Origin of the sequence: Cryobacterium arcticum, assembly GCF_003185895.1 — a bacterium.
GTDB lineage: Bacteria > Actinomycetota > Actinomycetes > Actinomycetales > Microbacteriaceae > Cryobacterium > Cryobacterium arcticum.
In genome coordinates this window covers 342,425-365,188 of sequence record NZ_QHLY01000007.1, presented here as the reverse complement: position 1 = coordinate 365,188, position 22,764 = coordinate 342,425, and the positions used below count along the sequence as shown (strand labels likewise).

At 68.6% G+C, this 22,764-nt stretch carries 22 protein-coding genes; 8 read left to right on the top strand and 14 right to left on the bottom strand.

Translation table 11 applies throughout. The annotated features are described in order from the left end of the window. Window positions 1-48: 48 nt before the first annotated feature. Both CTB96_RS07300 and dapA read right to left on the bottom strand, forming a co-directional pair. Window positions 49-1,725, bottom strand: a complete 1,677-nt coding sequence (locus CTB96_RS07300; protein ID WP_110126237.1) for a ribonuclease J — start codon at window positions 1,723-1,725, stop codon at window positions 49-51. A gap of 55 nt (window positions 1,726-1,780) precedes the next feature. After that, the gene (dapA, locus tag CTB96_RS07295; protein ID WP_110126236.1) at window positions 1,781-2,758 is read right to left on the bottom strand and encodes a 4-hydroxy-tetrahydrodipicolinate synthase; all 978 of its coding nucleotides are present in this window, start codon (window positions 2,756-2,758) and stop codon (window positions 1,781-1,783) included. 201 nt (window positions 2,759-2,959) lie between these two features. Between dapA and CTB96_RS07290 the strand changes: the two genes are divergently transcribed. The 5 genes from CTB96_RS07290 (at window position 2,960) to CTB96_RS07270 (ending at window position 6,625) form a co-directional block, all read left to right on the top strand. After that, on the top strand, window positions 2,960-3,427 hold the full coding sequence (locus CTB96_RS07290; protein ID WP_110126235.1) for a TlpA family protein disulfide reductase: 468 nt from the start codon (window positions 2,960-2,962) through the stop codon (window positions 3,425-3,427). Window positions 3,428-3,482: 55 nt separating this feature from the next. Next, on the top strand, window positions 3,483-3,965 hold the full coding sequence (locus CTB96_RS07285) for a DUF4395 domain-containing protein (RefSeq protein ID WP_110126234.1): 483 nt from the start codon (window positions 3,483-3,485) through the stop codon (window positions 3,963-3,965). A 113-nt stretch (window positions 3,966-4,078) separates the two neighbouring features. Next, window positions 4,079-4,504 carry an OsmC family peroxiredoxin gene (locus CTB96_RS07280; RefSeq protein WP_110126233.1) on the top strand — a complete coding sequence of 142 codons (426 nt, stop codon included), beginning with the start codon at window positions 4,079-4,081 and terminating at the stop codon, window positions 4,502-4,504. Window positions 4,505-4,523: 19 nt separating this feature from the next. Then, a complete protein-coding gene (locus CTB96_RS07275; RefSeq protein WP_110126232.1) occupies window positions 4,524-5,408 on the top strand; it encodes a TIGR01777 family oxidoreductase in 885 nt (294 codons plus the stop codon). 281 nt (window positions 5,409-5,689) lie between these two features. After that, window positions 5,690-6,625 (top strand): hypothetical protein, encoded by a 936-nt coding sequence (locus CTB96_RS07270; protein ID WP_110126231.1) that lies wholly within the window; start codon window positions 5,690-5,692, stop codon window positions 6,623-6,625. Between the two features lie 311 nt (window positions 6,626-6,936). Here CTB96_RS07270 and CTB96_RS07265 read toward each other — a convergent pair whose 3' ends face one another. Both CTB96_RS07265 and dapB read right to left on the bottom strand, forming a co-directional pair. Next, window positions 6,937-7,380, bottom strand: a complete 444-nt coding sequence (locus tag CTB96_RS07265) for a tetratricopeptide repeat protein (RefSeq protein ID WP_110126230.1) — start codon at window positions 7,378-7,380, stop codon at window positions 6,937-6,939. Next, window positions 7,377-8,192, bottom strand: coding sequence for a 4-hydroxy-tetrahydrodipicolinate reductase (dapB, locus tag CTB96_RS07260; RefSeq protein ID WP_110126229.1), 816 nt, complete (start codon window positions 8,190-8,192; stop codon window positions 7,377-7,379). Before dapB ends, CTB96_RS07265 begins: the two co-directional genes overlap by 4 nt. Window positions 8,193-8,251: 59 nt before the next feature. On the opposite strand from dapB, the gene CTB96_RS07255 reads away from it, so the two are divergent. Beyond that, window positions 8,252-8,734: a GNAT family N-acetyltransferase gene (locus tag CTB96_RS07255; protein WP_110126228.1), complete on the top strand. Its 483-nt coding sequence runs from the start codon at window positions 8,252-8,254 to the stop codon at window positions 8,732-8,734. A gap of 37 nt (window positions 8,735-8,771) precedes the next feature. On the opposite strand, the gene CTB96_RS07250 is transcribed toward CTB96_RS07255, so the two are convergent. The 3 genes from CTB96_RS07250 to CTB96_RS07240 all read right to left on the bottom strand — a co-directional run bounded on the left by CTB96_RS07250 (window position 8,772) and on the right by CTB96_RS07240 (window position 12,124). Beyond that, on the bottom strand, window positions 8,772-9,374 hold the full coding sequence (locus CTB96_RS07250; protein WP_110126325.1) for a histidine phosphatase family protein: 603 nt from the start codon (window positions 9,372-9,374) through the stop codon (window positions 8,772-8,774). A gap of 117 nt (window positions 9,375-9,491) precedes the next feature. After that, the gene (locus CTB96_RS07245; RefSeq protein WP_110126227.1) at window positions 9,492-10,859 is read right to left on the bottom strand and encodes a M16 family metallopeptidase; all 1,368 of its coding nucleotides are present in this window, start codon (window positions 10,857-10,859) and stop codon (window positions 9,492-9,494) included. Window positions 10,860-10,945: 86 nt separating this feature from the next. Then, window positions 10,946-12,124 (bottom strand): aldo/keto reductase, encoded by a 1,179-nt coding sequence (locus tag CTB96_RS07240; RefSeq protein ID WP_248283261.1) that lies wholly within the window; start codon window positions 12,122-12,124, stop codon window positions 10,946-10,948. Between the two features lie 203 nt (window positions 12,125-12,327). Between CTB96_RS07240 and CTB96_RS07235 the strand changes: the two genes are divergently transcribed. Then, on the top strand, window positions 12,328-12,831 hold the full coding sequence (locus tag CTB96_RS07235; protein WP_110126225.1) for a glutathione peroxidase: 504 nt from the start codon (window positions 12,328-12,330) through the stop codon (window positions 12,829-12,831). 19 nt (window positions 12,832-12,850) lie between these two features. Here CTB96_RS07235 and CTB96_RS07230 read toward each other — a convergent pair whose 3' ends face one another. Further along, window positions 12,851-13,510 carry a VOC family protein gene (locus CTB96_RS07230; RefSeq protein WP_110126224.1) on the bottom strand — a complete coding sequence of 220 codons (660 nt, stop codon included), beginning with the start codon at window positions 13,508-13,510 and terminating at the stop codon, window positions 12,851-12,853. Window positions 13,511-13,667: 157 nt separating this feature from the next. On the opposite strand from CTB96_RS07230, the gene CTB96_RS07225 reads away from it, so the two are divergent. Beyond that, a complete protein-coding gene (locus CTB96_RS07225) occupies window positions 13,668-14,144 on the top strand; it encodes an Lrp/AsnC family transcriptional regulator (protein WP_110126223.1) in 477 nt (158 codons plus the stop codon). Between the two features lie 100 nt (window positions 14,145-14,244). On the opposite strand, the gene CTB96_RS07220 is transcribed toward CTB96_RS07225, so the two are convergent. The 6 genes from CTB96_RS07220 to CTB96_RS07195 form a co-directional block, all read right to left on the bottom strand. Further along, window positions 14,245-16,533, bottom strand: a complete 2,289-nt coding sequence (locus CTB96_RS07220; protein ID WP_110126222.1) for a polyribonucleotide nucleotidyltransferase — start codon at window positions 16,531-16,533, stop codon at window positions 14,245-14,247. Window positions 16,534-16,796: 263 nt separating this feature from the next. Then, complete coding sequence (locus CTB96_RS07215; RefSeq protein ID WP_219993230.1) at window positions 16,797-18,002, bottom strand: iron-sulfur cluster-binding protein; 1,206 nt, start codon at window positions 18,000-18,002, stop codon at window positions 16,797-16,799. Beyond that, window positions 17,999-18,994: a dihydroorotate dehydrogenase gene (locus CTB96_RS07210; RefSeq protein WP_110126221.1), complete on the bottom strand. Its 996-nt coding sequence runs from the start codon at window positions 18,992-18,994 to the stop codon at window positions 17,999-18,001. Before CTB96_RS07210 ends, CTB96_RS07215 begins: the two co-directional genes overlap by 4 nt. Window positions 18,995-19,434: 440 nt before the next feature. Beyond that, the gene (locus CTB96_RS07205) at window positions 19,435-20,076 is read right to left on the bottom strand and encodes an FMN reductase (RefSeq protein WP_110126220.1); all 642 of its coding nucleotides are present in this window, start codon (window positions 20,074-20,076) and stop codon (window positions 19,435-19,437) included. Between the two features lies 1 nt (window position 20,077). After that, window positions 20,078-21,280 (bottom strand): LLM class flavin-dependent oxidoreductase, encoded by a 1,203-nt coding sequence (locus CTB96_RS07200; RefSeq protein ID WP_110126219.1) that lies wholly within the window; start codon window positions 21,278-21,280, stop codon window positions 20,078-20,080. Window positions 21,281-21,365: 85 nt separating this feature from the next. Then, entirely contained in the window at window positions 21,366-22,541 is a 1,176-nt protein-coding gene (locus CTB96_RS07195; protein WP_110126218.1) for an ROK family transcriptional regulator, read from the bottom strand. Between the last annotated feature and the right edge of the window lie 223 nt (window positions 22,542-22,764).

Below are 22,764 nucleotides of genomic sequence, written 5' to 3'. Positions count from 1 at the left end.
GTCGGGGACGCCGGGGGTGCCGGATACTGCGGGACTGCGTGGAGCTGGTTACGCCTCGATGATCACCGGGACGATCATCGGGCGACGGCGGAACGACGCCTGTACCCAACGACCGACCGTGCGTCGCACGACCTGGGTGAGGGCGTAGGTGTCGTGGCTGCCGGCCTGCGCGGCCTCGGCCAGCGCGGCCTCGATCTTGGGCCGCACGGAGTCGAAGACGGAGTCGTCTTCGGCGAAGCCCTTGGCGTGGATCTCCGGACCGGTGATGATCTTTCCGGTGGACTTGTCGACCACGACGATGATCGAGATGAAGCCCTCTTCGGCCAGGGTGCGACGGTCGGTGAGGTCGGCTTCGGTGATCTCACCGACGGTGGAGCCGTCGACGTAGACATAACCGAGGTCGAGCTGGCCGACCTTCTTGACCACGCCGTTGCGGAGGTCGAGCACGGTGCCGTCTTCGGCGAGGATCGCGTTCTCCACCGGCACGCCGCTCTGCACGGCGAGCTTGGCGTTGGCCACGAGGTGGCGGTATTCGCCGTGCACGGGCAGCACGTTCTTCGGGCGCAGGACGTTGTAGACGTAGAGCAGCTCGCCGGCGGCCGCGTGTCCGGAGACGTGCACCTTGGCGTTGCCCTTGTGCACGACGTTGGCGCCGAGCTTGGTGAGGCCGTCGATGATGCGGTAGACCGCGTTCTCGTTGCCGGGGATCAGGCTGGAGGCCAGGATCACGGTGTCGCCGGGGCCGACCTCGATCTGGTGCTCGTTGTTGACGATACGGCTCAGCACGGCCATCGGCTCCCCCTGTGATCCGGTGGACATGTAGACGATCTTGTTGTCCGGGATGTTCCCGGCCTTCTTGAAGTCGATGAGCACACCGTCGGGCACCTTGAGGTAGCCCAGGTCCGCGGCGATGGTCATGTTGCGCACCATCGAACGGCCGAGCAGCGCCACGCGGCGTCCGTTGGCGTGGGCGGCGTCGAGCACCTGCTGCACACGGTGCACGTGGCTGGAGAAGCTGGCGATGACCACGCGGCGTGGGGCGCGGGCGATGACGTCTTCGAGCACCGGGCCGATGGCCCGCTCGCTCGGGGTGAAGCCGGGAACGTCGGCGTTGGTGGAGTCGACCAGGAACAGGTCGATGCCCTCGACGCCGAGGCGGGCGAAGTCGCGGAGGTCGGTGATGCGGTTGTCCAGCGGCAGCTGGTCCATCTTGAAGTCACCGGTGTGCAGCACGCTGCCACCCTCGGTCTTGATGGCCACGGCGAGGGCGTCGGGGATGGAGTGGTTCACCGCGACGAACTCGAGGTTGAACGGGCCGAGGCGCTCCTTCTGGCCCTCCTTCACCTGCAGGGTGTAGGGGGTGATGCGGTGTTCCTTGAGCTTGGCTTCGATGAACGCCAGCGTGAGGCCGGAGCCGATCAGCGGGATGTCCTGACGGAGCTTGAGCAGGTAGGGAACGGCGCCGATGTGGTCTTCGTGGCCGTGCGTGAGCACGACGCCGACGATGTCCTTGAGGCGGTCCTTGATCGGGGTGAAGTCCGGCAGGATCAGGTCGACACCGGGCTGGTGCTCTTCGGGGAAGAGCACGCCGCAGTCGACGATCAGGATTTTGCCGTTGATCTCGAAGGTGGTCATGTTCCGGCCGATTTCGCCGAGTCCGCCGATGGGCGTGACGCGGAGTGTTCCCTTGGGAAGCGCGGGCGGTGCGTATACGTCGTTGGGCATAAGCCCTCCTATTGTGGAGTTGGTGGTGCTGGAGTCTGGGTCGTGCGTGTTTCTTTTAGCGTGTGGTTCCGGCGACCTTGGGCAGCGCGCCACCGGCGGCAGCGTTGCGGTCTGGGCGGAAGTTGGTGAAGTCGACGCCGGGGATGTTGCGGACGAGGTCGATTTCGTCTTCGATCATGGCGGCCTCGGATTCCTCCGGGCCCACCAGGGGCAGGCGCACCCGTGGGCTGCCGATGCGACCGAGGCCGTGCAGGATGTACTTCGCGGCCACCGTGCCGGGCACGTGCGTCATCACGGCGCGCACGAGTGGCTCGAGCTGCTGGTGCGCCAGCGTTGCCGCCTTGAGGTCGCCCGCATTGACGGCGTCGACCATCTGCCGGTACGGCTTGGCGGCGATGTTGGCGGTGACGCCGATCAGTCCGGTGGCACCGATCGACAGGTGCGGCAGCACGTTGGGGTCGTCGCCGGAGAAGTAGAGCAGATCGGTCTGGTTGAGCACCCGGCTCACCTGGGCGAGGTCGCCCTTGGCGTCCTTGACCGCGAGGATGTTCGGATGCTTCGCGGCGCGCAGGATGGTTTCATAGTTGATCGGGATGCCCGTGCGTCCGGGAATGTCGTACAGGATCACCGGCAGGTCGGTGGCATCCGCGATCATGCGGAAGTGCGTGAGCACACCCGCCTGGGTGGGCTTGTTGTAGTACGGCGTGACGATCATGTTGCCGTCGGCGCCGGCCTTCTCGCTCTGCCGGGCGAGCTGCATCGCGTGCGCGGTCTCGTTGGATCCGCCGCCGGTGATGATCTTGGCCCGGCCGGCCGCGACATCCTTGCCCACTTCCACCAGTCGGAGCTTCTCCGGGTCGGTGAGAGTGGAGGTCTCACCGGTGGTGCCGGTGACGACGATGCCGTCTGCTCCCGCGGTGATGACGTCGTCGATGTGCTTCTCGACGCCGGCCCAGTCGACCTCTCCGTCAGCGGTGAACGGCGTCACCAGGGCGACAAGGACCTGCCCGAAAGGGTTGAAAGGAGTAGACACGTTTTACAGGTTATCGTCTAGCGCGCCGTCCTGCGCCGTCTGGCGCCCGCTCGCGCGCGTTTAGTGCGTCTCTTCACGGGCGCGAGAGTGCTGTTCGACGGGGTGCCGGCATCGGACCCGGGGCACGGCCGCCGCGGGTGAGCGACGTAATCTGCCGTCACACGCGTGATCACGTCGCGCCCGCGGCGTAGCCTCGCCTGCATGAACCCGGCCGCCGCGCTCCTCGTGATCGTGCTGTTGGTCGCGGCCACGACCGGGCTCGGCCTGATCTGGCGCCGACGACAGGGTCGGGTGGCCAGCCGGGCCGGTGCATCCGCCATTGTCACGGTGTCGGCCCGCGAACTCGGCATCGATCCTTCGGTCGTCGACACCTCGTTCGGTGCCGATGCCACTCTGCTGCAGTTCTCCACCGAGTTCTGCGCCAAGTGCCCCGGCACGAGCACGCTGCTGCGCCAACTGGCCGACGCTCGCACCGGGGTGCGCCACGTCGACGTCGACCTCACCCATCGCGCCGACCTGGCCCGACGCTTCAACGTTCTGCAGACCCCCACCACGCTGGTGTTGGATGGCGCGGGCCGGGTTCGGTCCCGGGTGGGCGGCGTGCCCAACCGGGCCGCCCTGAACGCCGAACTCGACGACCTCGCCGGCGCACCGCGCCCGGCGGGCTGACTACTCCCTGCCCCACCCCGTTCGATCCAGGTTCGTCCCGAACACAGGAGTCCCGATGACCACCTCCATGACCACGACGGCCGGCCGGCCCCGAATCGACCCGCGCGGACCTCGCTTCGGCGCCCTGATCACGGCCGTGATTCTGCTCGCGGTGATCTTTCTGGCGCTGGTCGGCGCATCCGGTGGCGCCCTCACGCTGCTGGCCCTGCAGACCGCCGTGTTCGCCTGGGGCGCGTTCGCCGGCGGCCGGCATCCATACGGTCTGCTCTTCAAAAAGCTGGTGCGCCCGCGGCTCAGCCCGCCGGAGGCCCTCGAGGACCCGGCGCCGCCCACCTTCGCGCAGGGGGTCGGCCTGCTGGTCGCGGTGATCGGCGTGGTGCTGGGCCTGGCCGGGGTGGCCGCCGCCGTGCCCATCGCCGCAGCGGCCGCGTTCGTGGCCGCGTTCCTGAATGCCGCATTCGACTACTGCCTCGGCTGCCAGCTCTATCTCCTGCTGGTGCGGGCCCGCATTCTCAGTCGCGCGCCTGCCGCCTCCTGACCCGTCGGCCGCGCCGGCGCCTGCCGCCGCGGCGGGGTCTCGATGCGGCGATTCCCTGTGAACGATCCAGCGCTGCCGGTTAGGCTGATGATCCACTTCCAGGAGGTAACACCATGGCCCTGACCAGCGAAGCAACCACCGTGTGGACCGGCGATCTGATGAAGGGTTCAGGCGTGGTGACGCTGGACTCCTCCTCCGCCGGATCGTTCCCGGTCAACTGGAAGGCCCGCGCGGAGGGCGCGAAGAACACGACCAACCCCGAGGAGCTGTTGGGGGCCGCGCACGCCTCCTGCTTCTCGATGGCCTTGGCCAACATCCTCGCCACCGCCGGTCACTCCCCCGACAGCATCCAGACCACCGCGGCGGTCACCTTCGTGCCCGGCACCGGCGTCACCGGCAGCCACCTGCTGGTGAGCGCCCGGGTTCCCGGCGTCACCGAGGAGGAGTTCGAGGCTTTCGCCCAGGACGCGAAGCTGAATTGCCCGATCTCGCAGGCGCTCGCGGGCATTTCGATCACCATCGAAGCCGAACTGGCCTGAGCGGGAAGGGGACGACATCATGCGCGTACTGATCTCCGGTGCCTCAGGGCTCATCGGCACCGAACTCACCCGCCAGCTGGAGGCAGCCGGCCACACCGTGCTGCGGCTCGTGCGCCGACCGCCGCGGAGCCAGGCGGAGGTGCGCTGGGACCCGGCGACCCTCGACCTCGACCCGGCGGTGTTCGACGGGGTGGATGCCGTCGTGAACCTCTCGGGCGCCTCGATCGGGCGGCTGCCGTGGACGAAGGCGTACCGGCGCCAGATCATGGAGTCCAGGGTGGTGGCCGCGCGCACCCTCACGGATGCGATGCGCCGCAGCAGCACCCCGCCTGCGGTGCTGCTGAACGCGTCGGCGGTGGGGTTCTACGGCAACCGACCGGGCGAGCTCCTCACCGAGGAGTCCGCTCCCGGCTCCGACTTCCTCGCCACCGTGGTCGTGAAATGGGAGGACGAGGCCCGTCTCGCTCCGGAGTCGACCCGGGTGGTGCTGCTGCGCACCGGCCTGGTGCTGGCCAAGGGCGGCGCCCTGAAACCGTTGCTGCCGATCGTCAAGCTCGGTTTCGGCGGCCCGCTGGGCCGGGGTACGCAGACCTGGCCGTGGGTGAGCCTGCACGACGAGGCCGCCGCCATCGTGCACCTGCTCAGCTCGGAGTTGAGCGGACCGGTCAACCTCACCGGCCCCACCCCCGCGACCGCCAACGACGTCATCCGTGCCGTCTCTACGGCGCTGCGGCGGCCGTTCTTCGTGCCGGTACCCGAGCAGGTGCTCACCCTGGCGCTGCAGGATGCCGCCCGGCAGCTGTTACTGGCCGACCAGCGGGTGAGTTCGGAGAAGCTGCAGGCCGACGGCTTCACGTTCACCCACCGCACGGCCGCCGAGGCGGTCACCTGGATGCTGCGCTGACGCGTGGGTTTCCGGGCCCCGGCGATTCGCGGCGCCGCTTCGCCGGTCAGTGGGACGATTCGCGGGTCAGGCGCCGCTTCGCCGGTGGCGCGCCACGCGCGAACCGGCGCGGCACCCGCGGATCGCGGCGCGCGATGCCCGGCGCGCCCGGTCCTCCACAGGCGTCGTCGAGCGGAGAACTGCGCCGGCCCGAACTCTGAAGACTGCATACTCCCGCTCGAGTTCAGACTCACGGAATGACTACTCGCCCTGGTCCGCCAGACCTTGCTCCCGAGCTTCTGTTGGCCGCCGATTACCGGCGGGCTTTCGGCACCGACCTCAGGCTGCGCCGAGGCGCCGAACGCGGCCACCTCCACCGCGTCGGTTGGGGGCAGTACTGTCCGGTCGAGGTGTGGGGTGCTTTGGACCGCGATCAGCGGTACGCGCTGAAGGCGCGAGCAGCCTCGCTCAGCAGACAGGGTGCACTCCCCCTGTCCCACCAGTCGGCCGCTGCGCTCTGGCAGCTCCCGCTTCTGGCTCCGTGGCCGGACGAGGTGCATTTCCTCACCGAACGAGCATCCGGGGGTCGGTCGGAACCGAGGATCCGCAAGCACGCGGTGGGGTACGACGCTCTCGATGTGAGCATCCTGCAGGGGGTTCTCGTCACGTCCGTCGCCCGCACCGTGATCGAACTCGCCACCGTCGTGAATCTCCGGCCGGCGGTCGCCGCGGCCGATCGCGCGCTGGCTGTCGATCGGACCGGGCAGATTCCGCCCCTCACCGATAAGGCCACCCTCCTGGCGACCTGGGAGCGCATGCTGCCGTTCCGAGGTTCGGTTCGGGCGCGAGTCGTGATCGACTTCGCCACCACGCTGTCGGGTTCACCCGACGAATCGGGAGGGCGCGTGACTATCGCGCTGGCAGGATTTCCGGAACCGGAACTGCAGCATCCGTTCGATATCGGTGACCGAACGGTCTTCACCGACTTCTTCTGGCGAACCGTTCGCGGTGTGGGAGAGAGCGACGGCAGGATCAAGTATTTCGATCCTGTCATGCTCAACGGGCGCACCACGGCAGAGGTGATCTACGAGGAGAAGCTTCGCGAGGACGCCATCCGGCGACAGGTGGCTGGTTTCGTGCGGTGGGATCACGTCACGAGCCAGAGCGTTCCCCGGATGACGGCCCGGCTGGCGTTTCTGGGGCTCACACCCGGGCGTCCCCGGCTGCTCCTCCGTTGACGGGCCGCCCCGCGGCGAAACGCCGTCGCGCGGGTCAGGCGCCGCTTCGCCGGTGGCGCGCCACGCGCGAACCGGCGCGTCACCCGCGAATCGCGGCTATGGGCATCAGGGCGACGCCGCGCCGTCCCGGTCGGTGCGCACGCCCGCAACGGGGCGGCTGACGTGAGGCAGAGCGGACCGAGACCGGATGCGCGGGTCAGGCGCCGCTTCGCCGGTGGCGCGCCACGCGCGAATCGGCGCGTCACCCGCGAATCGACGCTCAGGCCCGGAATGCGCGGCGGCGGCGCCGGCGGCGCGGCGCGGCACGCGGGTCAGGAGGCGGTCTTCTCCAGCGCCATGGCCGTGCGGAGCGCGGAGCGGGCGCGGCGGCGGTCGCCGGAGGCGTCGTAGGCCAGGCCCAGGCGGAACCAGGCCCGCCAGTCCTGGGGAGCGGCATCCACTGCGGCCTGATACTGCGGGAACTGGGCGTCGGCGGCGTCGCGGTACGGTCGGCCGCTCGGCCGGCTGGGCAGGTCGTTGACGGGGAGTTCACCCTCGGCGTCCAGCTGCTTGACCAGCCGTTCGCAGCGCGTGCCGAAGCTGATTTCTCGCACCAGCGCCCACGCGCCGATGAGGGGCAGCACGATGAGGGCGACACCGATGATGATGCCGATCGGCTCGCCGCTCTGCACGAACAAGACTGCCCGCCAGCCCACCAGCACCAGGTAGAAGACCAGGAGCAACGCCATCACGATGACGGCAATGCGGCCCTTCATTCGCCGGGCTCCATCTCGGCGTCTTCGGGTCGGGCGGGCGGTACCTCGGCCACGGCGGCCGGCTCGGCCACCTCGCCGGACAGGCCCAGGTCGATGAGCTGGTCGAGCCCCACGGTCACCCCGACGCAGTTGCGGGCGGCAGCCAGGGCCACCAGGATGCCGCGCTCATAGGCGTCGGCGGAGAGGGTGTTGTGGGTGATGGTGAGGGTCTCGCCGGAACCACCGAAGATCACGTCCTGACGGGCCAGCACGCCGGCCATCCGCAGGCTGTGCACCGGCACGGTGGCGATCTGCTGGCCACGGGCGCGCTGATCGACGTGCGGGGCGGCGACCGGGCCGAGACCGGCGCGGGCAGCGGCCATCAGCTCCGCGGTGCGCACCGCCGTGCCCGACGGGGAGTCGACCTTGCCGGACTGGTGCGCCTCGATGATCTCGATCGAGTCGAAGAACCGGGCGGCGAGGGCCGAGAACGCGGTGCCGAGCACCGAGCCGAGCGAGAAGTTGGGGATGATCACGGCGCCGACGTCGGTACGGCCCTTGATCTTGTGGCTCAGCGCGTCGATGCGGGCCTGGGACCAGCCCGAGGTGCCGACCAGCACGCGGATGCCGTTGTCGATGGCGAAGTCGACGATGCCCTGGCTCACCGCCGGAACGGTGAGGTCGATCGCGACATCGGCACCGAGCATCTCGGAGAGGGCGCTGGAGGAGTTGAGCTTGGCGACCAGGTCATAGTCCGGATTCGCCTCGACCAGGTCGGAGACCAGGAGACCCATCTTGCCCGTTGCGCCGATGATGGCCACCCGTGTTGTCATGCTGCCAATCTACCAACCGTGGCGGTTGCCACCGAAGCCGCGGCACGTAGCCTAGGGGCATGCCAGAATTCACAGCGGTGTCGGTCACCGATGCGGGGTCGATCAGCCTCCTCACCCAGTACTTCAGCGACCGCGCGTCGACGTTCCCGGCGGCGGGCGGCTACCGCACCACCTTCCCCACCCCGGAGCAGTTCGTGCCGCCTCGTGGCCAGTTCCTGTTGGTGAGCGCAGAACCCGGGTCGCGAACCTTCGTGGGCTGCGGCGGCATCCGTCGAATCGATGATGGTCCGGATGGCGCGGTGCGGTACGAAGCGAAGCACCTGTGGTTGCAGCCCCAGGTGCGCGGGCAGGGCTGGGGCAAGCTGTTGCTGGCCGAGCTGGAAGCCCGGGCCCGCGAATTCGGTGCCACAGAACTCGTGCTCGACACCAACGCCAGCCTCGAGGCGGCCGGGGCTCTTTACCAGCGCTCCGGTTACGAGGATGTGCCGCCGTACAACGACAACCCGAACGCCACGAACTGGTACCGCAAGGCGCTCGTCTAGGCGGGGTGGCCGGCGACGGCCGGCGTGCAGCGGCGGGCTAGAACAGGAGCAGGTCTGGCAGGCCGGTGCGCAGTTCCACGGGCAGGTGGCCGAGGTCGTTGTGGGTGACGAGCGACCAGGGTCGGCCGGGCTTCTGCTGCAGAACGGTCAGTCCGCAGTTGGCCTGGTTGATGCTGATCCAGCGCCAGTCCGGGGCGCCGAGAACTTCACGCACGAACCAGGCGATGACGAAGTTATGGGTGATCAGCAGGTCATGCCGGGGGCCGCGGTGCGGGTGCAGGAATTCGGTGACGGCGTCGTCCATCTGGGCGCGTCCGGCTTCGATCTGCTCGTCGCTGACCGAGTTGAAGAACGGGGCATACGACTTGGGCATCTCCGGCGCCCGGCCGGAGGGGATGCAGTCGAACAGCAGCGGGGACGGCTCAGAGGTGATCGACGGCAGCCGTTCGGCGATGATCGCCGCGGTCTCGGCGGCCCGCTGCAACGGAGAGTGCCAGGCACCCGTGAACGGCACCCCGCCGAGCCGTTCGGCGATGAGATGCGCCTGCCGCTTGCCGCGCGGCGACAGCGGGCCGTCGGGCAGGCCGTATTCGGCATCCTGTTGTTCGCCGTGCCTGACGAGGTAGAGGTACTGGGGCATCATCGCCCTTTCGGTTGGGTGGTCGTGGCCACGTCGGGTCTGGGACGGGACGAGGTGGATAGGAGCGAGAAGCGGATGGTGCACTAGCCGTCGCGGAGGCGGCTGTGGTGGCGCGGATCAGGTGGGCGGGCTGGGCACCAGTCGACCCGCCAGCACGGCGTCGAACACATCGTCGTCGAGGGCGCCGACCGCCGCGACCGAGAACGGCCGGGAGACCATCTCCGCCGCCAGCTGCTGCACATCGTCGGCGGTGACCAGGGCCAGGCGCCGCAGCGCCTCGTCGAGGTCGACGAACTCACCCAGGGTGATCTCCGACCGGCCGAGCCGGGACATCCGGGTGTCTGAATCCTCGAGGGCCAGGGCGGATGCGCCGGACAGCTGGCCCGATGCCCGCTTCATCTCGTCGGCGGTGACGCCGTGCTCGGCGAGGCGGTGCAGTTCGTCGAGCATGATCTCGGTGACCTGCCCGGCCTTGGCCGGGGTGCAGCCGGCGTACATGCCGAAGATGCCCGCATCCGAGTAGCCGGGCGCGAAGGAATAGACGGAATAGGCCAGGCCGCGCTTCTCGCGCACCTCCTGGAACAGGCGCGACGACATGCCGCCGCCGAAGATCGAGGTGAGCACGTTCATCGCCACCCGGCGGTCGTCGGCAGCGACGAGGCCGGGAACGCCGATGAGCAGATTGGCCTGTTCGAGCGGACGGTGCACGACCGTGACAGCCTGGCCCTGGCTGATCACAGCGGCCTTGCCGGAGCGGCGGCCCACCGGCGCGGCGGCCATGCTGAGGTCCCAGCCCGCCTGCACGAGCGCCCGGGTCACGGCGGCCACGAGCACGTCATGGTCGACAGCGCCGGCGACGGTGACCACCAGGTCCTGCGGACGGTAATTGGCGCGGTAGTGCTCCCAGACGGCGTCCCTGGTGGCCGCGCGAATGGTGTCGGGGGTGCCGCCGATCGGGCGGCCGAGCGGATGCGCGCCCATCACGGCCTGAAAGAACCGCTCGTTGGCGACGTCGGCCGGGTCGTCGTCGGCCATGGCGAGCTCTTCGAGGATCACGCCGCGCTCGGTCTCAAACTCGGCGGGGTCGAGCAGCGAGGAGGTGATCATGTCGGTGAGCACGTCGACCGCCATGGCCAGGTCCCTGTCCTGCACCTTGGCGTAGTAGCAGGTGTATTCCTTGGCGGTCATGGCGTTGTGCTCGCCGCCGACGGCGTCGAACGCGATCGCGATGTCCAGCGCGGTGCGCTGTTTCGTGCCCTTGAAGAGCAGGTGCTCGAGGAAGTGGGTCGAACCGAAGTGCCCCGGTTGTTCGTCGCGGGAGCCGACGGCCACCCAGTAGCCGATGGTGAGGCTGCGGCTGCCGGGCACCTGTTCGGTGACGATGCGCACGCCGCTGGGAAGCACGGTCCGCCGCACGAGGGAGTCGCCCGCCGCCCGGAAAGAGAGTTCGGACAGATCCAGGGGGAACTCAACGGCACCGTTCATATCTCTTCAACCTTACGACACCGGTGGTAGAGACCCCACCCGGCACCGTTTCCCGGCGGCTCAGTCCGGCCGGCCGACCCGGCGGCTCAGGCGGAGACGCGGTCCAGGTCCACCATGTCGGCGCGGCCCAGCAGCACCGACCCGGCCGCGACGAGCGCGTCGACCTGTTCCGGCCGGCTGGCGCTGGCGACGGGGGCGACCACGCCCGCGCGGGCGAGGAGCCAGGCCAGGGCGATACTCGACGGGGCGACACCGTGGTCTTCTGCGATGCGCTCGACGGTGCCGAGCACCTTGAGACCGGTGCGGTTGAGGTACGCCGAGGCACGGCCGGCCCTGATGGTGTCGGTGAGGTCGGATTTGGAGTGGTACTTGCCGGTGAGGAAACCGTGTGCGAGAGCGAAGTAGGGCATCACGGCCAATTCCTGCGCACGGGTGACCAGGGCGAGGGACGATTCGAACGACACCCGGTTCATCAGGTTGTACGGGGTTTCGAGGGCGACGAAGCGGGGCAGCCCGTTCGCGGCCAGCACCCGGGCCTCCATCAGGCGCTCCGCGGTGAAGTTGGACGCGGCCAGGTAGCGCACCTCGCCGCTGCGGATGAGCATCTCGACGGCGCCGAGGCTTTCTTCCAGGGGAACGTCGAGGTCGTCGAAGTGGAAGTGCAGCAGATCGATGTGGTCGGTGCCCAGCCGTTCGAGGGACGCGTGCACCGCGCCGACGATGCTGCGCGGCGACAGGCCGGGGTTGTCGCGGTTGCGGCCGATCTTGGTGGAGATCACCATGTCGTCGCGCACACCGCGGGTACGCATCCAGGACCCGATCAGCACCTCGCTGCGGCCGGCCGCGTAGCTGTCGGCGGTGTCGAGCAGGTTGCCGCCCAACGCCCAGTGCCGGTCCAGGATCGCCATGGCGGTGTCGCCGTCGGTGGTCCAGCCGAAGACGCTGCAGCCCAGCGCGAGCGGGTGCACGGAGAGGTCGGTGTCGCCGATGGTGCGACGGATGTTCGCGGCCGGAACCCGGGGCCGGTCGACGCGCTGCACCGGTCCGGAGTGCTGCACCTGCAGCGGACGGGTCTGCAGGGCGATGGCGGCCAGGCGGTCGGTCAGCGTGGGGGCCGAAGCCGTCGGCGGGGCGGGCTGCGCGGAGGACCCGGAGTGCGTGTCCACAGCCTGCGCGTCCACAGTCACGGGGGCTGACTCTGGCGTGGACTCCGCCTGGCTGGACTCCCGGCTCACCTCGTCTGCCTGCACACCGTCTGTCGCCACGCTATCTCCCACACCTCCACTGACTGCCTCGCGGGCCGTCGACATACGCGCGTCAACCCGGGTACAGCCGAGAATAACCCGATCCAGAAATTTCGCAGGGGGCGCGCGGCAAGCGTTACCGAAACGTTCGACTTGGCCCCCATTCAGGTCGAAATATGCCCCCTGTCCAGCCGGTCAGAAGAGTCGGAGAGTAGTCTTCCGGCATGTCCGAATCCTCGCTGCACGGCATCCCGCTCACCCTCATCGACGGCACCGTCACCACCTTTGGCCAGTTCGCCGGCAAGACCGTGCTGGTCGTGAATGTGGCCTCTAAGTGCGGCTTCACCCCGCAGTACGCCGGCCTCGAGGCGCTGTACCGCCGGTTCGCCGACGACGGACTGGTGATTCTGGGTTTGCCGTGCAACCAGTTCATGGGTGAGGAACCGGGCACAGAAGAGGACATCCAGCAGTTCTGTGAACTCAATTTCGGGGTGACCTTCCCGCTCACCGCGAAGGTGGACGTGCGCGGCAAGAATCAGCATCCGTTGTACGCCGAGCTCACCAAGTTCAAGAAGGGTGTGCTTCCCGGCCTGATCAAGTGGAACTTCGAGAAGTTCCTGGTGAACGGCGACGGCGTGGTCGTTGACCGGTTCCTGTCGACCGTGGAGCCCGAGTCAGACCAGCTGGTCGGCGCCATCGAGCGGGAACTCAGCCGGGCGGTCGCTTAACCAGCCACTGGGCCTGGCTTCAGTTCCAGCTGCAGACGCAGAGTTCGTTGCCTTCCGGGTCGGCGAGCACCCACCAGTCCGGCGCGTGTTCGTCGGCGAGCAGCACTCCCCCGGCATCGATGATGTCCTGCACGCGTTCTTCGCAGTCGGCCACGGGCACGTACACGTCCAGGTGGATGCGGTTGCGCTCCGTGCGCGGGATCTCCATGTGCTGGAACCAGACTTTCGGTCCGGTTCCGCGCGGGTCGATGAGTTCGATGTCGTCGGCCGGGCCGGATTCGACGTAGCCGAGGCCGACCCGCCAGAAGGGCCGCACGGCATCGGCGACGCCGCAGTCGATCGCGATATCGGCTCGAGTGGGTGCTTCTCGCGTGGCCGGTGCACCCTGTTCGGCCGCGAGCTCTTGAATGCGCACGGCCAGCCGCACGTCGCGGTCGGTGACGCCGCCCGCATCGTGCGAGGTCAAAACGAAGCCGACGTTCCGGTAGCCGAGGGTGACGTCCGGGTGATGGTTGAGTGCCTCGGCCTCGGCGGCAACGGCGTCGACCAAACGCACTCCGGCGGCGAAATCCACGGTGCGGTAACCGGCATAGAGGGCGTCATCCAGGTGGAGGAAGTCGCCTCCGGCGAGCACCAGGTGAGTCTGGTCTGGATGCAGGGTGTCGTCGGCGTCGATCATGCGACCACTCTTCCGCGCGGCCGTGCCCCGGTCAACCCTGCCGGCTCGCGATCGTGCCGGCACCGGGGCGCGGGGTTCTCCTCTGCGCTGTGAGAATTCGTCATGCTGCGCAATGTGCTGTGTTCCGGGGTCAGTGTGCGTGCTACCGTCAGGCACTATGCACCATCTGGACAGAGTCGATCTCGAGCTTCTCCGCGCGTTGTGCGCCGAGCCGAACAGCACCTACGTGGGTCTCGCCCAGGCGCTGGGCCTCTCCCGCAACACCGTGCAGGCCCGTATGACCCGGCTCGAAGAGGCCAAGGTTTTCCTCGACTTCGACCGCCGGATCAGCCCGGCCGTGCTGGGCTACCCGCTGACCGCCTTCATCGAGGTTTACATCGAACAGAAGCGCGCCGCCGAGATCATTGCGGAGCTGAGCCTGATTCCCGAGATCGTGCAGGCGCACGGAATGAGCGGTGCTGCCGACCTGCTGGTGCGGGTGGCCTGCGCCGATGCTGAAGACCTGTTCCGGATCGACCGCACCATCCTGGCCTGCGACGGCGTCGAGCGCACCGAGACCTCCCTGGCGATGGGCGAGCTGATCCCGTTCCGGGTGGTGCCGCTACTCGAACGCGGCGTGCAGCCGCGCGTCTGACGCATCCGCCCGCGAACGCAAAAAACCCGCCCTGCCGAAGCAGGACGGGTTTTCCGTCTTACCGACGCACCTGGCGAGAGGTGGTCGGCAGAACTAGCGACTAACCTTCGGCCGGAGCTTCGGGTCCCTCGGATGCAGCGTCACGACCGTGCGTGTCGGCTTCATCGGCGAGGACCGGGGCGAGCGAAAGCTTGCCACGGTCGTCAATCTTGGTGATCTCAACGAGGACCTTCTGGCCCACGCCGAGGACGTCTTCAACGTTCTCCACGCGCTTGCCGCCGGCGAGCTTGCGCACCTCAGAGATGTGCAGCAGGCCGTCCTTGCCCGGGAGGAGCGAGACGAAGGCGCCGAAAGCGGCGATCTTCACGACAGTTCCGAGGAACTGCTCGCCAACCTCGGGGTTGGTGGGGTTCGCGACGGAGTTGACCATGGCGCGAGCGGCCTCGGCCGAGGGACCATCGACAGCGCCGATGTACACGGTGCCGTCTTCCTCGATCGAGATGTCGGCTCCGGTCTCGTCCTGGATCGAGTTGATCATCTTGCCCTTCGGGCCGATGAGCTCGCCGATCTTGTCGACGGGGATCTGCACGCTGATCACGCGGGGCGCGGTCGGTGCCATCTCGTCGGGAGCGTCGATCGCAGCGTTCAGCACGGCGAGGATCGTCGTGCGAGCATCCTTCGCCTGCGTCAGCGCGCCGGCCAGGACCGAAGCGGGGATGCCGTCGAGCTTGGTGTCGAGCTGGATCGCGGTGACGAACTCTGCAGTGCCGGCAACCTTGAAGTCCATGTCGCCGAGGGCATCTTCGGCGCCGAGGATGTCGGTCAGAGCCGCGTAGCGGGTCTTGCCGTCGACGGTGTCGGAGATGAGGCCCATGGCGATGCCGGCGACGGGGGCGCGCAGCGGCACTCCGGCGTTCAGCAGCGACAGGGTGGAGGCGCAGACGGAACCCATCGAGGTGGAACCGTTGGAGCTGAGCGCCTCGGAGACCTGACGGATGGCGTAGGGGAATTCCTCACGGCTGGGCAGCACGGGAACCAGGGCACGCTCAGCGAGCGCTCCGTGGCCGATCTCGCGACGCTTGGGCGTGCCGACCCGACCGGTTTCACCGGTGGAGTAGGGCGGGAAGTTGTAGTTGTGCATGTAGCGCTTCTTGGTGACCGGGCTCAGGGAGTCGATCGTCTGCTCGAGCTTGAGCATGTTCAGCGTGGTGACACCCAGGATCTGGGTCTCGCCGCGCTGGAAGATAGCGGAACCGTGCACGCGCGGGATGACCGCAACCTCGGCGTCGAGCGGGCGGATGTCGGCCAGGCCGCGTCCGTCCATGCGAACACCCTCGTTGAGAACGCGTGAGCGCACAACGAGCTTGGTGACGGACTTGTAGGCCGCGCCGACCTGGTTGTTGGCGGTGGCGGGCAGTTCGCCCGCTTCGACCTTGGCCGCGATGGCGGTCTTGACGGATGCCTTGAGCACGTCGTCAGCATCCTGACGCGCGATCTTGTCGGCGATCACGTAGACGTCCTTGAGGCCGTCGTACGCGAGGGCTGCAACGGCGTCGTAGACCTCGGTGGTGTACGGCGGGAACAGCGGGTAGTTGCCGGTGGGCTTGGATGCCGCGGAGGCAACCTGCTGCTGGGCGACGATGAGCTGCTTGATGAACGGCTTGGACGCCTCGATACCCTCGGCGATGACCTCTTCGTTCGGCTTGATGGCGCCGCCCTGGATCAAGGTCCAGGCGTTGTCGGTCGCTTCGGCCTCGATCATCATGATCGCGACGTCTTCGCTGCCATCGGCATCCGTCACAACACGGCCGGCGACGACCATGCTGAACACGGCCTCTTCAACCTGCGAGTGCTTCGGGAAGGCGACCCACTGGCCGGAGCCGTTGTCGTCGGGGATGAGGGCGACGCGAACGCCACCGATCGGGCCGGAGAACGGCAGGCCGGCGATCTGGGTCGACATGGACGCGGCGTTGATGGCCAGGACGTCGTAGTACTCGTCGGGCGCGATGGCCAGAACGGTGACGACAACCTGGATCTCGTTGCGCAGGCCGTCGACGAACGACGGGCGCAGCGGCCGGTCGATCAGACGGCAGGTGAGGATCGCTTCGGTCGACGGGCGACCTTCGCGGCGGAAGAAGCTGCCCGGGATGCGGCCAGCGGCGTACATGCGCTCTTCGACATCGATGGTCAGCGGGAAGAAGTCGAAGTTGTCCTTCGGCTGCTTGCTGGCGCTCGTGGCGGAGAGAAGCATGGTCTCTTCGTCAATGTAGGCGGCGGCTGAGCCCTGCGCCTGCTGGGCGAGACGCCCGGTTTCGAAACGGATGGTGCGCTTGCCGTACTTGCCGTTGTCAATAACGGTTTCGGCGAACGTGATTTCTGGACCCTCCATATGGGGGTTCTCTCCTTTGTTTAGACTCGTTTGCCCGTGTGGCGCGCGAGTGGGACATCGGAGCAGGAACAGGCAGAACAAGCTGCCGAACATGTGTTGGGCGCTAGCGTTGCTGGCCACCAGTAGAAATTCACCAACGGGGCTGCTTTATTCACGCGCCCTGCGTTGGGAAACCACCACCGAGGACCAGCGTCCTGCCAGTCTGCTCCGGGTAATACCGGTAGATCCGAAGAACTACCTGACCAAGCCTAGCAGAACAGGGGTTAAACGACAGGGAGAACGGCGTCGAAGACGGGCCCGTCGGCGCAGACCAGTGGGCCCTCCACGCTCGGGTCGGTGCTCACCGGGGCGGCGCAGCCGTGGCAATAACCCAAGCCGCAAGCCATGTGAGCCTCGAGTGAGGCCTGCACCGTCACACCCCAGTCGGCGCCGAGTTCGGCGGCCAGCCGGGCGAGCACGCCGGCGCCGCAGACCATCACCACGTCGGGCGGGGTCCGGCCTGGTGTCGTGCCGTCGAATTCCGTGAGCAGCCGGGTCTTCAGGGCTGCAAGGTCGCTCGAACCGTCGTGGTCGGTGGCTTCGAGCACGGTGACGCCCAGTTCGGCGCAGTCGGTGCGGCCGAGCAGCTGCTGCGGGTTGCGACCGCTGAGCACCATGGTGGTGCGGATGCCCGCGGCTGCGGCGTCCTCGGCGGCGCCCATCACTCCGCAGACCCCCACGCCACGGCCGATGAGCAGGGCCGTGCGGGTTGCGGCGGGGAACTCGAAGCCGCGGCCGAGCGGACCGGTGAGCTGAAGGTTGCCACCGACCGGAACGGCCGCGAGGGCGCGGGTGCCGCGGCCGACGGTGCCGTAGATCAGCTCGACGGTGCCGGGCGTGGCCGCGGTCGCCGGCCCGTGGGCGGTGGCGGGGCGAGCCGGCGTGGCCGGGCGGCGGCGGTGAATGGCCATCGGCCGGGGCAGCAGAATGGTGTCGCCGCCGCTGGGCGGAACGGTGATCATCAGGAACTGGCCGGCCTGGGCGGTCCGGGCGATGGTGTCGCAGGCCAGGACCAGGCGACGGTAGCGCTCCCCCACCGGTTCATGCACGAGCACCTCGGCGTCGTCCCACACCGGCTGCGGGCGCGGCACGGCCGAGCGCGGCCGCACCGAGACCAGCCCGTCGAGCGCCCGTTCATCAGCCTCCGCGAACGCGCGCGCCTGCGCGGCCGCCGCCCGCCGGGCCGCATCAGCCCTCTTCCTCTGGTCGAGACCCTTCCGCTGGTCGAGCTTGTCGAGACCCAGCGACCCAACCTGCGGTTCGCCCCCACCCCGCTGGTCGAGCTTGTCGAGACCCAGCGACCCAACCTGCGGTTCGCCCCCATCCCGCTGGTCGAGCTTGTCGAGACCTGGTGAGACATCTCGCGGGGTCTCGACAGGCTCGACCAGCGGGTGGTTGCGTTCGAAGCCCAAGCTCACGTCGGCGCTCATCGCGGTGCGTCCAATTCGAGCAACTCGCGAATACTGCCGACCCCGGCATCCAGGCACCGTTGCCGCAACCCTCGCGCGATCTCCACCGCCACGAATGGCCGGCCGAAACTCGCCGTACCCACCTGCACGGCACTCGCCCCCACCGAGAAGTAGTCCAGGGCGTCGTCGACAGAGCCGACGCCGCCGCAGGCGATCACGGGAATCTGCACGGCCCGCGACGCGAGCCACACCAGCCGCAGCACGATCGGTTTGATCGACGGCCCCGACAGCCCACCGATGACGTTGCCGAGAATCGGCCGGCGGGTGAGCGCATCCAGCGGCATCGCCGGAATGGAGTTGGCCACACAGACCGCGTCGGCGCCGGCCTCCTCCGCGGCCCGAGCGCAGGCGGCGATGGAGGCGACCAGCACCGGCAGCTTCACGATGATCGGCTTGTCGGTGACGAGCCGCACAGCGGCGACAACCTCACGGATGGCCGCCGGATCCGAGCCGATGTCGGTGCCGTCGCGGTCGAGGTTGGGGCAGGACACGTTGAGCTCGTAGGCGGCGCCGTGCTCACCGAGGGCCGCCACGACAGGAGCGTACTCGCTGGTGCGGTGCCCTCCCACGCTGATGACGGTCGGCGCATCCAGCGCTGCATAGCGCGGATGCAGCGTGGCCAGGTAGCCGACCGGACCGTGGCTGGGGATGCCGACGCTGTTGACCATGCCGGCGGGGATCTCGGTGAGCCGGTGCACGGGGTTACCGCCACGCGCTGAACCGAAGACAGTCTTGGTCACGGTGGCGCCGAGTTCGGCGACCGGGATGAGTGCGCCGAGTTCCGGACCGAAGCAGCCGGATGCGGGCATCAGCGGGGTGTGCAGGGTGAGGCTGCCGATGCGCACGGACAGGTCGACCGCCGGGGCGCCGGCCAGGTCGAGCGGGTCGGGAGCGGCGGCGAAGAACGCGGCCCGGGCATCCGGGAATACCGGTCCCTCGAGAAGGGCGACCATGAAAGACCTGTCTGTCTGCGCGGTTGTCACGGCTTCCGTCTCGCGGAAGCACTCTCTCCAGCGCACTGCGTTTCAGTCTGCCGCCCACCACCCGGCCCCATCAGAGCCGAAGGTCCCGGTGGTCGCGCGACCTTTCTATACTCGACGCGGGAGTCCCGCTGGTCGAGCTTGTCGAGACCTGGTGAGACGCTGTGTCGGACGCGGGCCGCGCCGGGGGGCGACACACACGTACGTCACGGGGTCTCGACAAGCTCGACCAACGATCGGGGCGCGACACACGCGCACGTCACGGGGTCTCGACAGGCTCGACCAACGGAACGGGCACGCGGTGAGCACACGAAAGCGGCCGTGAGGTCACCTCAGCGAACTGAGGTGACCACACGACCGCTCTCGTGAAACGCAAACGACCACACGACCGCTTTCGTGGAACTCGACCGGGATTAGCGGGGCGGGAACAGGCCGGCGGGGTTGAAGTCGGCGGGGAGTTCGAACGGGTCGCGGATCCGCGCGGACCGATCAGACCGCACAACGAGAGCCGACAGCTCCCCCGCCGCGCGTTCGATGCGGGCGGGCAGGGTCTGCACCCGACTATCGACGCGGCCGCCGTCGCCGGTGCCCCAGTCCTCTGAGGCGGCGAACACCGAGGTGGGCACCACCACGGCGTGCAGGTAGGTGAACATCGGCCGCAGCGCGTAGTCCAGCGCCAGCGAGTGCCGCGGCGTGCCGGCAGTCGCACCGATCAGCACGGGCTGGTCGGTGAGGCTGCGGTTGTCGATCACGTCGAAGAACGTCTTGAACAGGCCGCTGTAGCTGGTGGTGAAGATCGGGGTGACGGCGATCAGGCCGTCGGCCGAGGTGACGGCCTCGATCATCTCTTCCAGCCGGGGGTTGGCGAACCCGGTGAGCATGTTGTTCATGATGTCCTGCGCGTAGTCACGCAGCTCGTACGTCACCACTTTGGTGGTGACGCCCTCGTCGGCCAGCCGCGCCACGGTGGCCGTGGCGAGCTTGTCGGCGAGCAGGCGGGTGGACGACGGTTGACTGAGGCCGGCGGAGACGACGGCCAGGGTGCGCTCGGTCATTCTAGGCTCCGGTCTTGGTGGCGCCGGCGAGGCCGAATGCGGCCCCGGTGGCCCGGCGGTGCGGTGCGATGGCGGCGGCGGTGTCGAGGTCGTCGCGCACAGCGGATGCGGTCGCATCCGCCGTGGTGGCGGCGCCGGCGGCGATCACGAGGGCCTCGTGGGTGGGGCCTTCGGGCACATCGGCGGGGCGGTTCTTCGCGAACTCCTTGCGGAGCACGGGAACGACCTCTTCACCCAGGATGTCGAGCTGCTCGAGCACGGTCTTCAGCGGCAGGCCGGCGTGGTCCATCAGCCAGAGCTGACGCTGGTAGTCGCCGACGTAGTCCCGGAAGCCCAGGGTGCGGTCGATGACTTCCTGCGGGCTGCCCACGGTGAGCGGGGTCTGCTCGGTGAAGTCCTCCATGCTCGGGCCGTTGCCGTACACCGGCGCGTTGTCGAAGTACGGGCGGAACTTGCGCTTGGCGTCCTGCGAGTTCTTGCTCATGAAGACCTGGCCGCCGAGCCCGACGATCGCCTGCGCGGCGGTGCCGTGGCCGTAGTGCTCGAAGCGGTTGCGGTAGTACTTCACCATCTTCGCGGTGTGCGAGGCGGGCCAGAAGATGTGGTTGGAGAAGAAGCCGTCGCCGTAGTACGCGGCCTGTTCGGCGATTTCGGGGCTGCGGATGCTGCCGTGCCAGACGAACGGCGCCACGCCGTCGAGCGGGCGCGGGGTGGACTGGAAGCCCTGCAGCGGGGTGCGGAACTGGCCCTCCCAGTCGACGAAGTCCTCACGCCACAGGCGGCGCAGCAGGGCGTAGTTCTCCAGCGCCAACGGGATGCCCTGGCGGATGTCCTGGCCGAACCAGGGGTAGACCGGGCCGGTGTTGCCGCGGCCGAGGGTGAGGTCGACCCGACCGTCGGCCACGTGCTGCAGCATCGCGAAGTCTTCGGCGATCTTCACCGGGTCGCTCGTGGTGATCAGGGTCGTGGCGGTGGAGAGGATGATCCGCTCCGTCTTGGCCGCGATGTAGCCGAGCATGGTCGTCGGGCTCGACGGCACGAACGGCGGGTTGTGGTGCTCGCCGGCGGCGAAGACGTCGAGACCGACCTCTTCCACCTTCTGGGCGATGGTGAGCATGGCCTTGATGCGGTCGTGCTCGCTCGGCGTGTGACCCGTGGTGGGATCGGTGGTCAAGTCGCCGACCGTGAAGATTCCGAACTGCATTTCCAGCCTCCAAAACTCAATGCGTCTGCATGTATATCGGGGTCAACGACGGATGCCCCGATCCTATTCCCGCCCGCCGCTGTAATTACTGCGCGGCGCCCGGCGGCGTCGCCTCGGCCACGGTGAGGCGGGCGAGGGTGTGCTGGATCGCGACCGCCGCGGCGCCCCTGGCCCAGGAGGAGACCCCGGTGGTGTCCACGCTGATCTGCAGTGGTGTTGCCGCCGGGTCGCGGCCGGCGGAGGCCGCGGCCACGATGTCGTCACCCACGACGTCCCACAGGCCGATGCCTTCGCCGGCGAGCACCACGGTGTCCACCATCGCGATGTTGGCGATCAACGCCACCAGCCGGCCGAGGGCCCGCCCGGAGGCCTGGACCACGGCGAGCGCCGCTGGCTCTGCCGACGCCGCCAGGGTGAGGACTTCGGCATAGTCCACGACCCGGCCGAGCCGGTCGCCCACCTGGGCGCTGATGCTGGCCTCGGTGAGCATCGCGTCGGAGCAGCCCCGGTGGCCACTGCCGCAGAGTGGCCCATCCGCGTCCAACGGCACGTGACCGCCGAGACCGAGGCCGCTGTCCTTGGTGCTGATCACTTGGTCGTTCACCACCAGGCCATAACCGACCCCGACACCGATGGTGAGCACGGCGAAGCTGGCCGTGCCCCGCCCGGCGCCGAACCACTGTTCGGCGGCGGCGAGTCCGGCGACATCATTCTCCACCAACACCGGAATCCCCAGGCTGGCCTCCAGCTCGGTGGCCAGGTGCACGTCGCGCCAGCCCAGGAAGGGCGCCCTGGCGACCACCCTGGAGTTGAGGACCTGACCGCCAACGGTCACGCCCAGCCCGGCGATCGGGTCGCCGCCGGCGAGTTCGAGCACCAGGGCGACCAGTCGACGCACGACCTCGGCGGGGTCCGTGCTCGTGAGCGGATGATGCGCGGAGGCGAGTTCGGTGGCGCGCAGGTCGGTGAGCACGCCGAAGAGGCCCTCGCCGGTGACCTTGATCCCCACGAACCGGCGCCCATCCAAGCTCACGTCGAGGGGCTTGGTCGGGCGACCGACACCGCTGTTCACGGTCTCGCTGAGTTCCACGAACAGGCCCAGGTCCAGGAACGGCTTGCTCAGCCGGGTGAGGCTGGCCGGTGACAGGCCGAGCCGGCGCCCGAGGTCGCCGCGGGAGATCGGCCCGTGCATGAGCACGGCTCGCGCCAGGCTCATCGCCGAATCACCGATCGGCGGCGTGGCCTCCGTGCTCCCGTACATGGCGGTCGCCTCTCCCTGGCGCCCAAGCGGGCTGAGTCTTATCTTGACATAGAGACACACTCGCCCGCGTGGCCAGCCAGGGCCTGGCGGCATCCCCCCGGAGTGGGTGCACGCGGCGCCTCGGACGCTACAGTGGTGCCACGACTTATTTTCGCCCAAGAAACAATTCGAATCGCCGGCTCTTCCTGCCCCGGGGCAGACCACACCGGCCAGGGAGGACCCG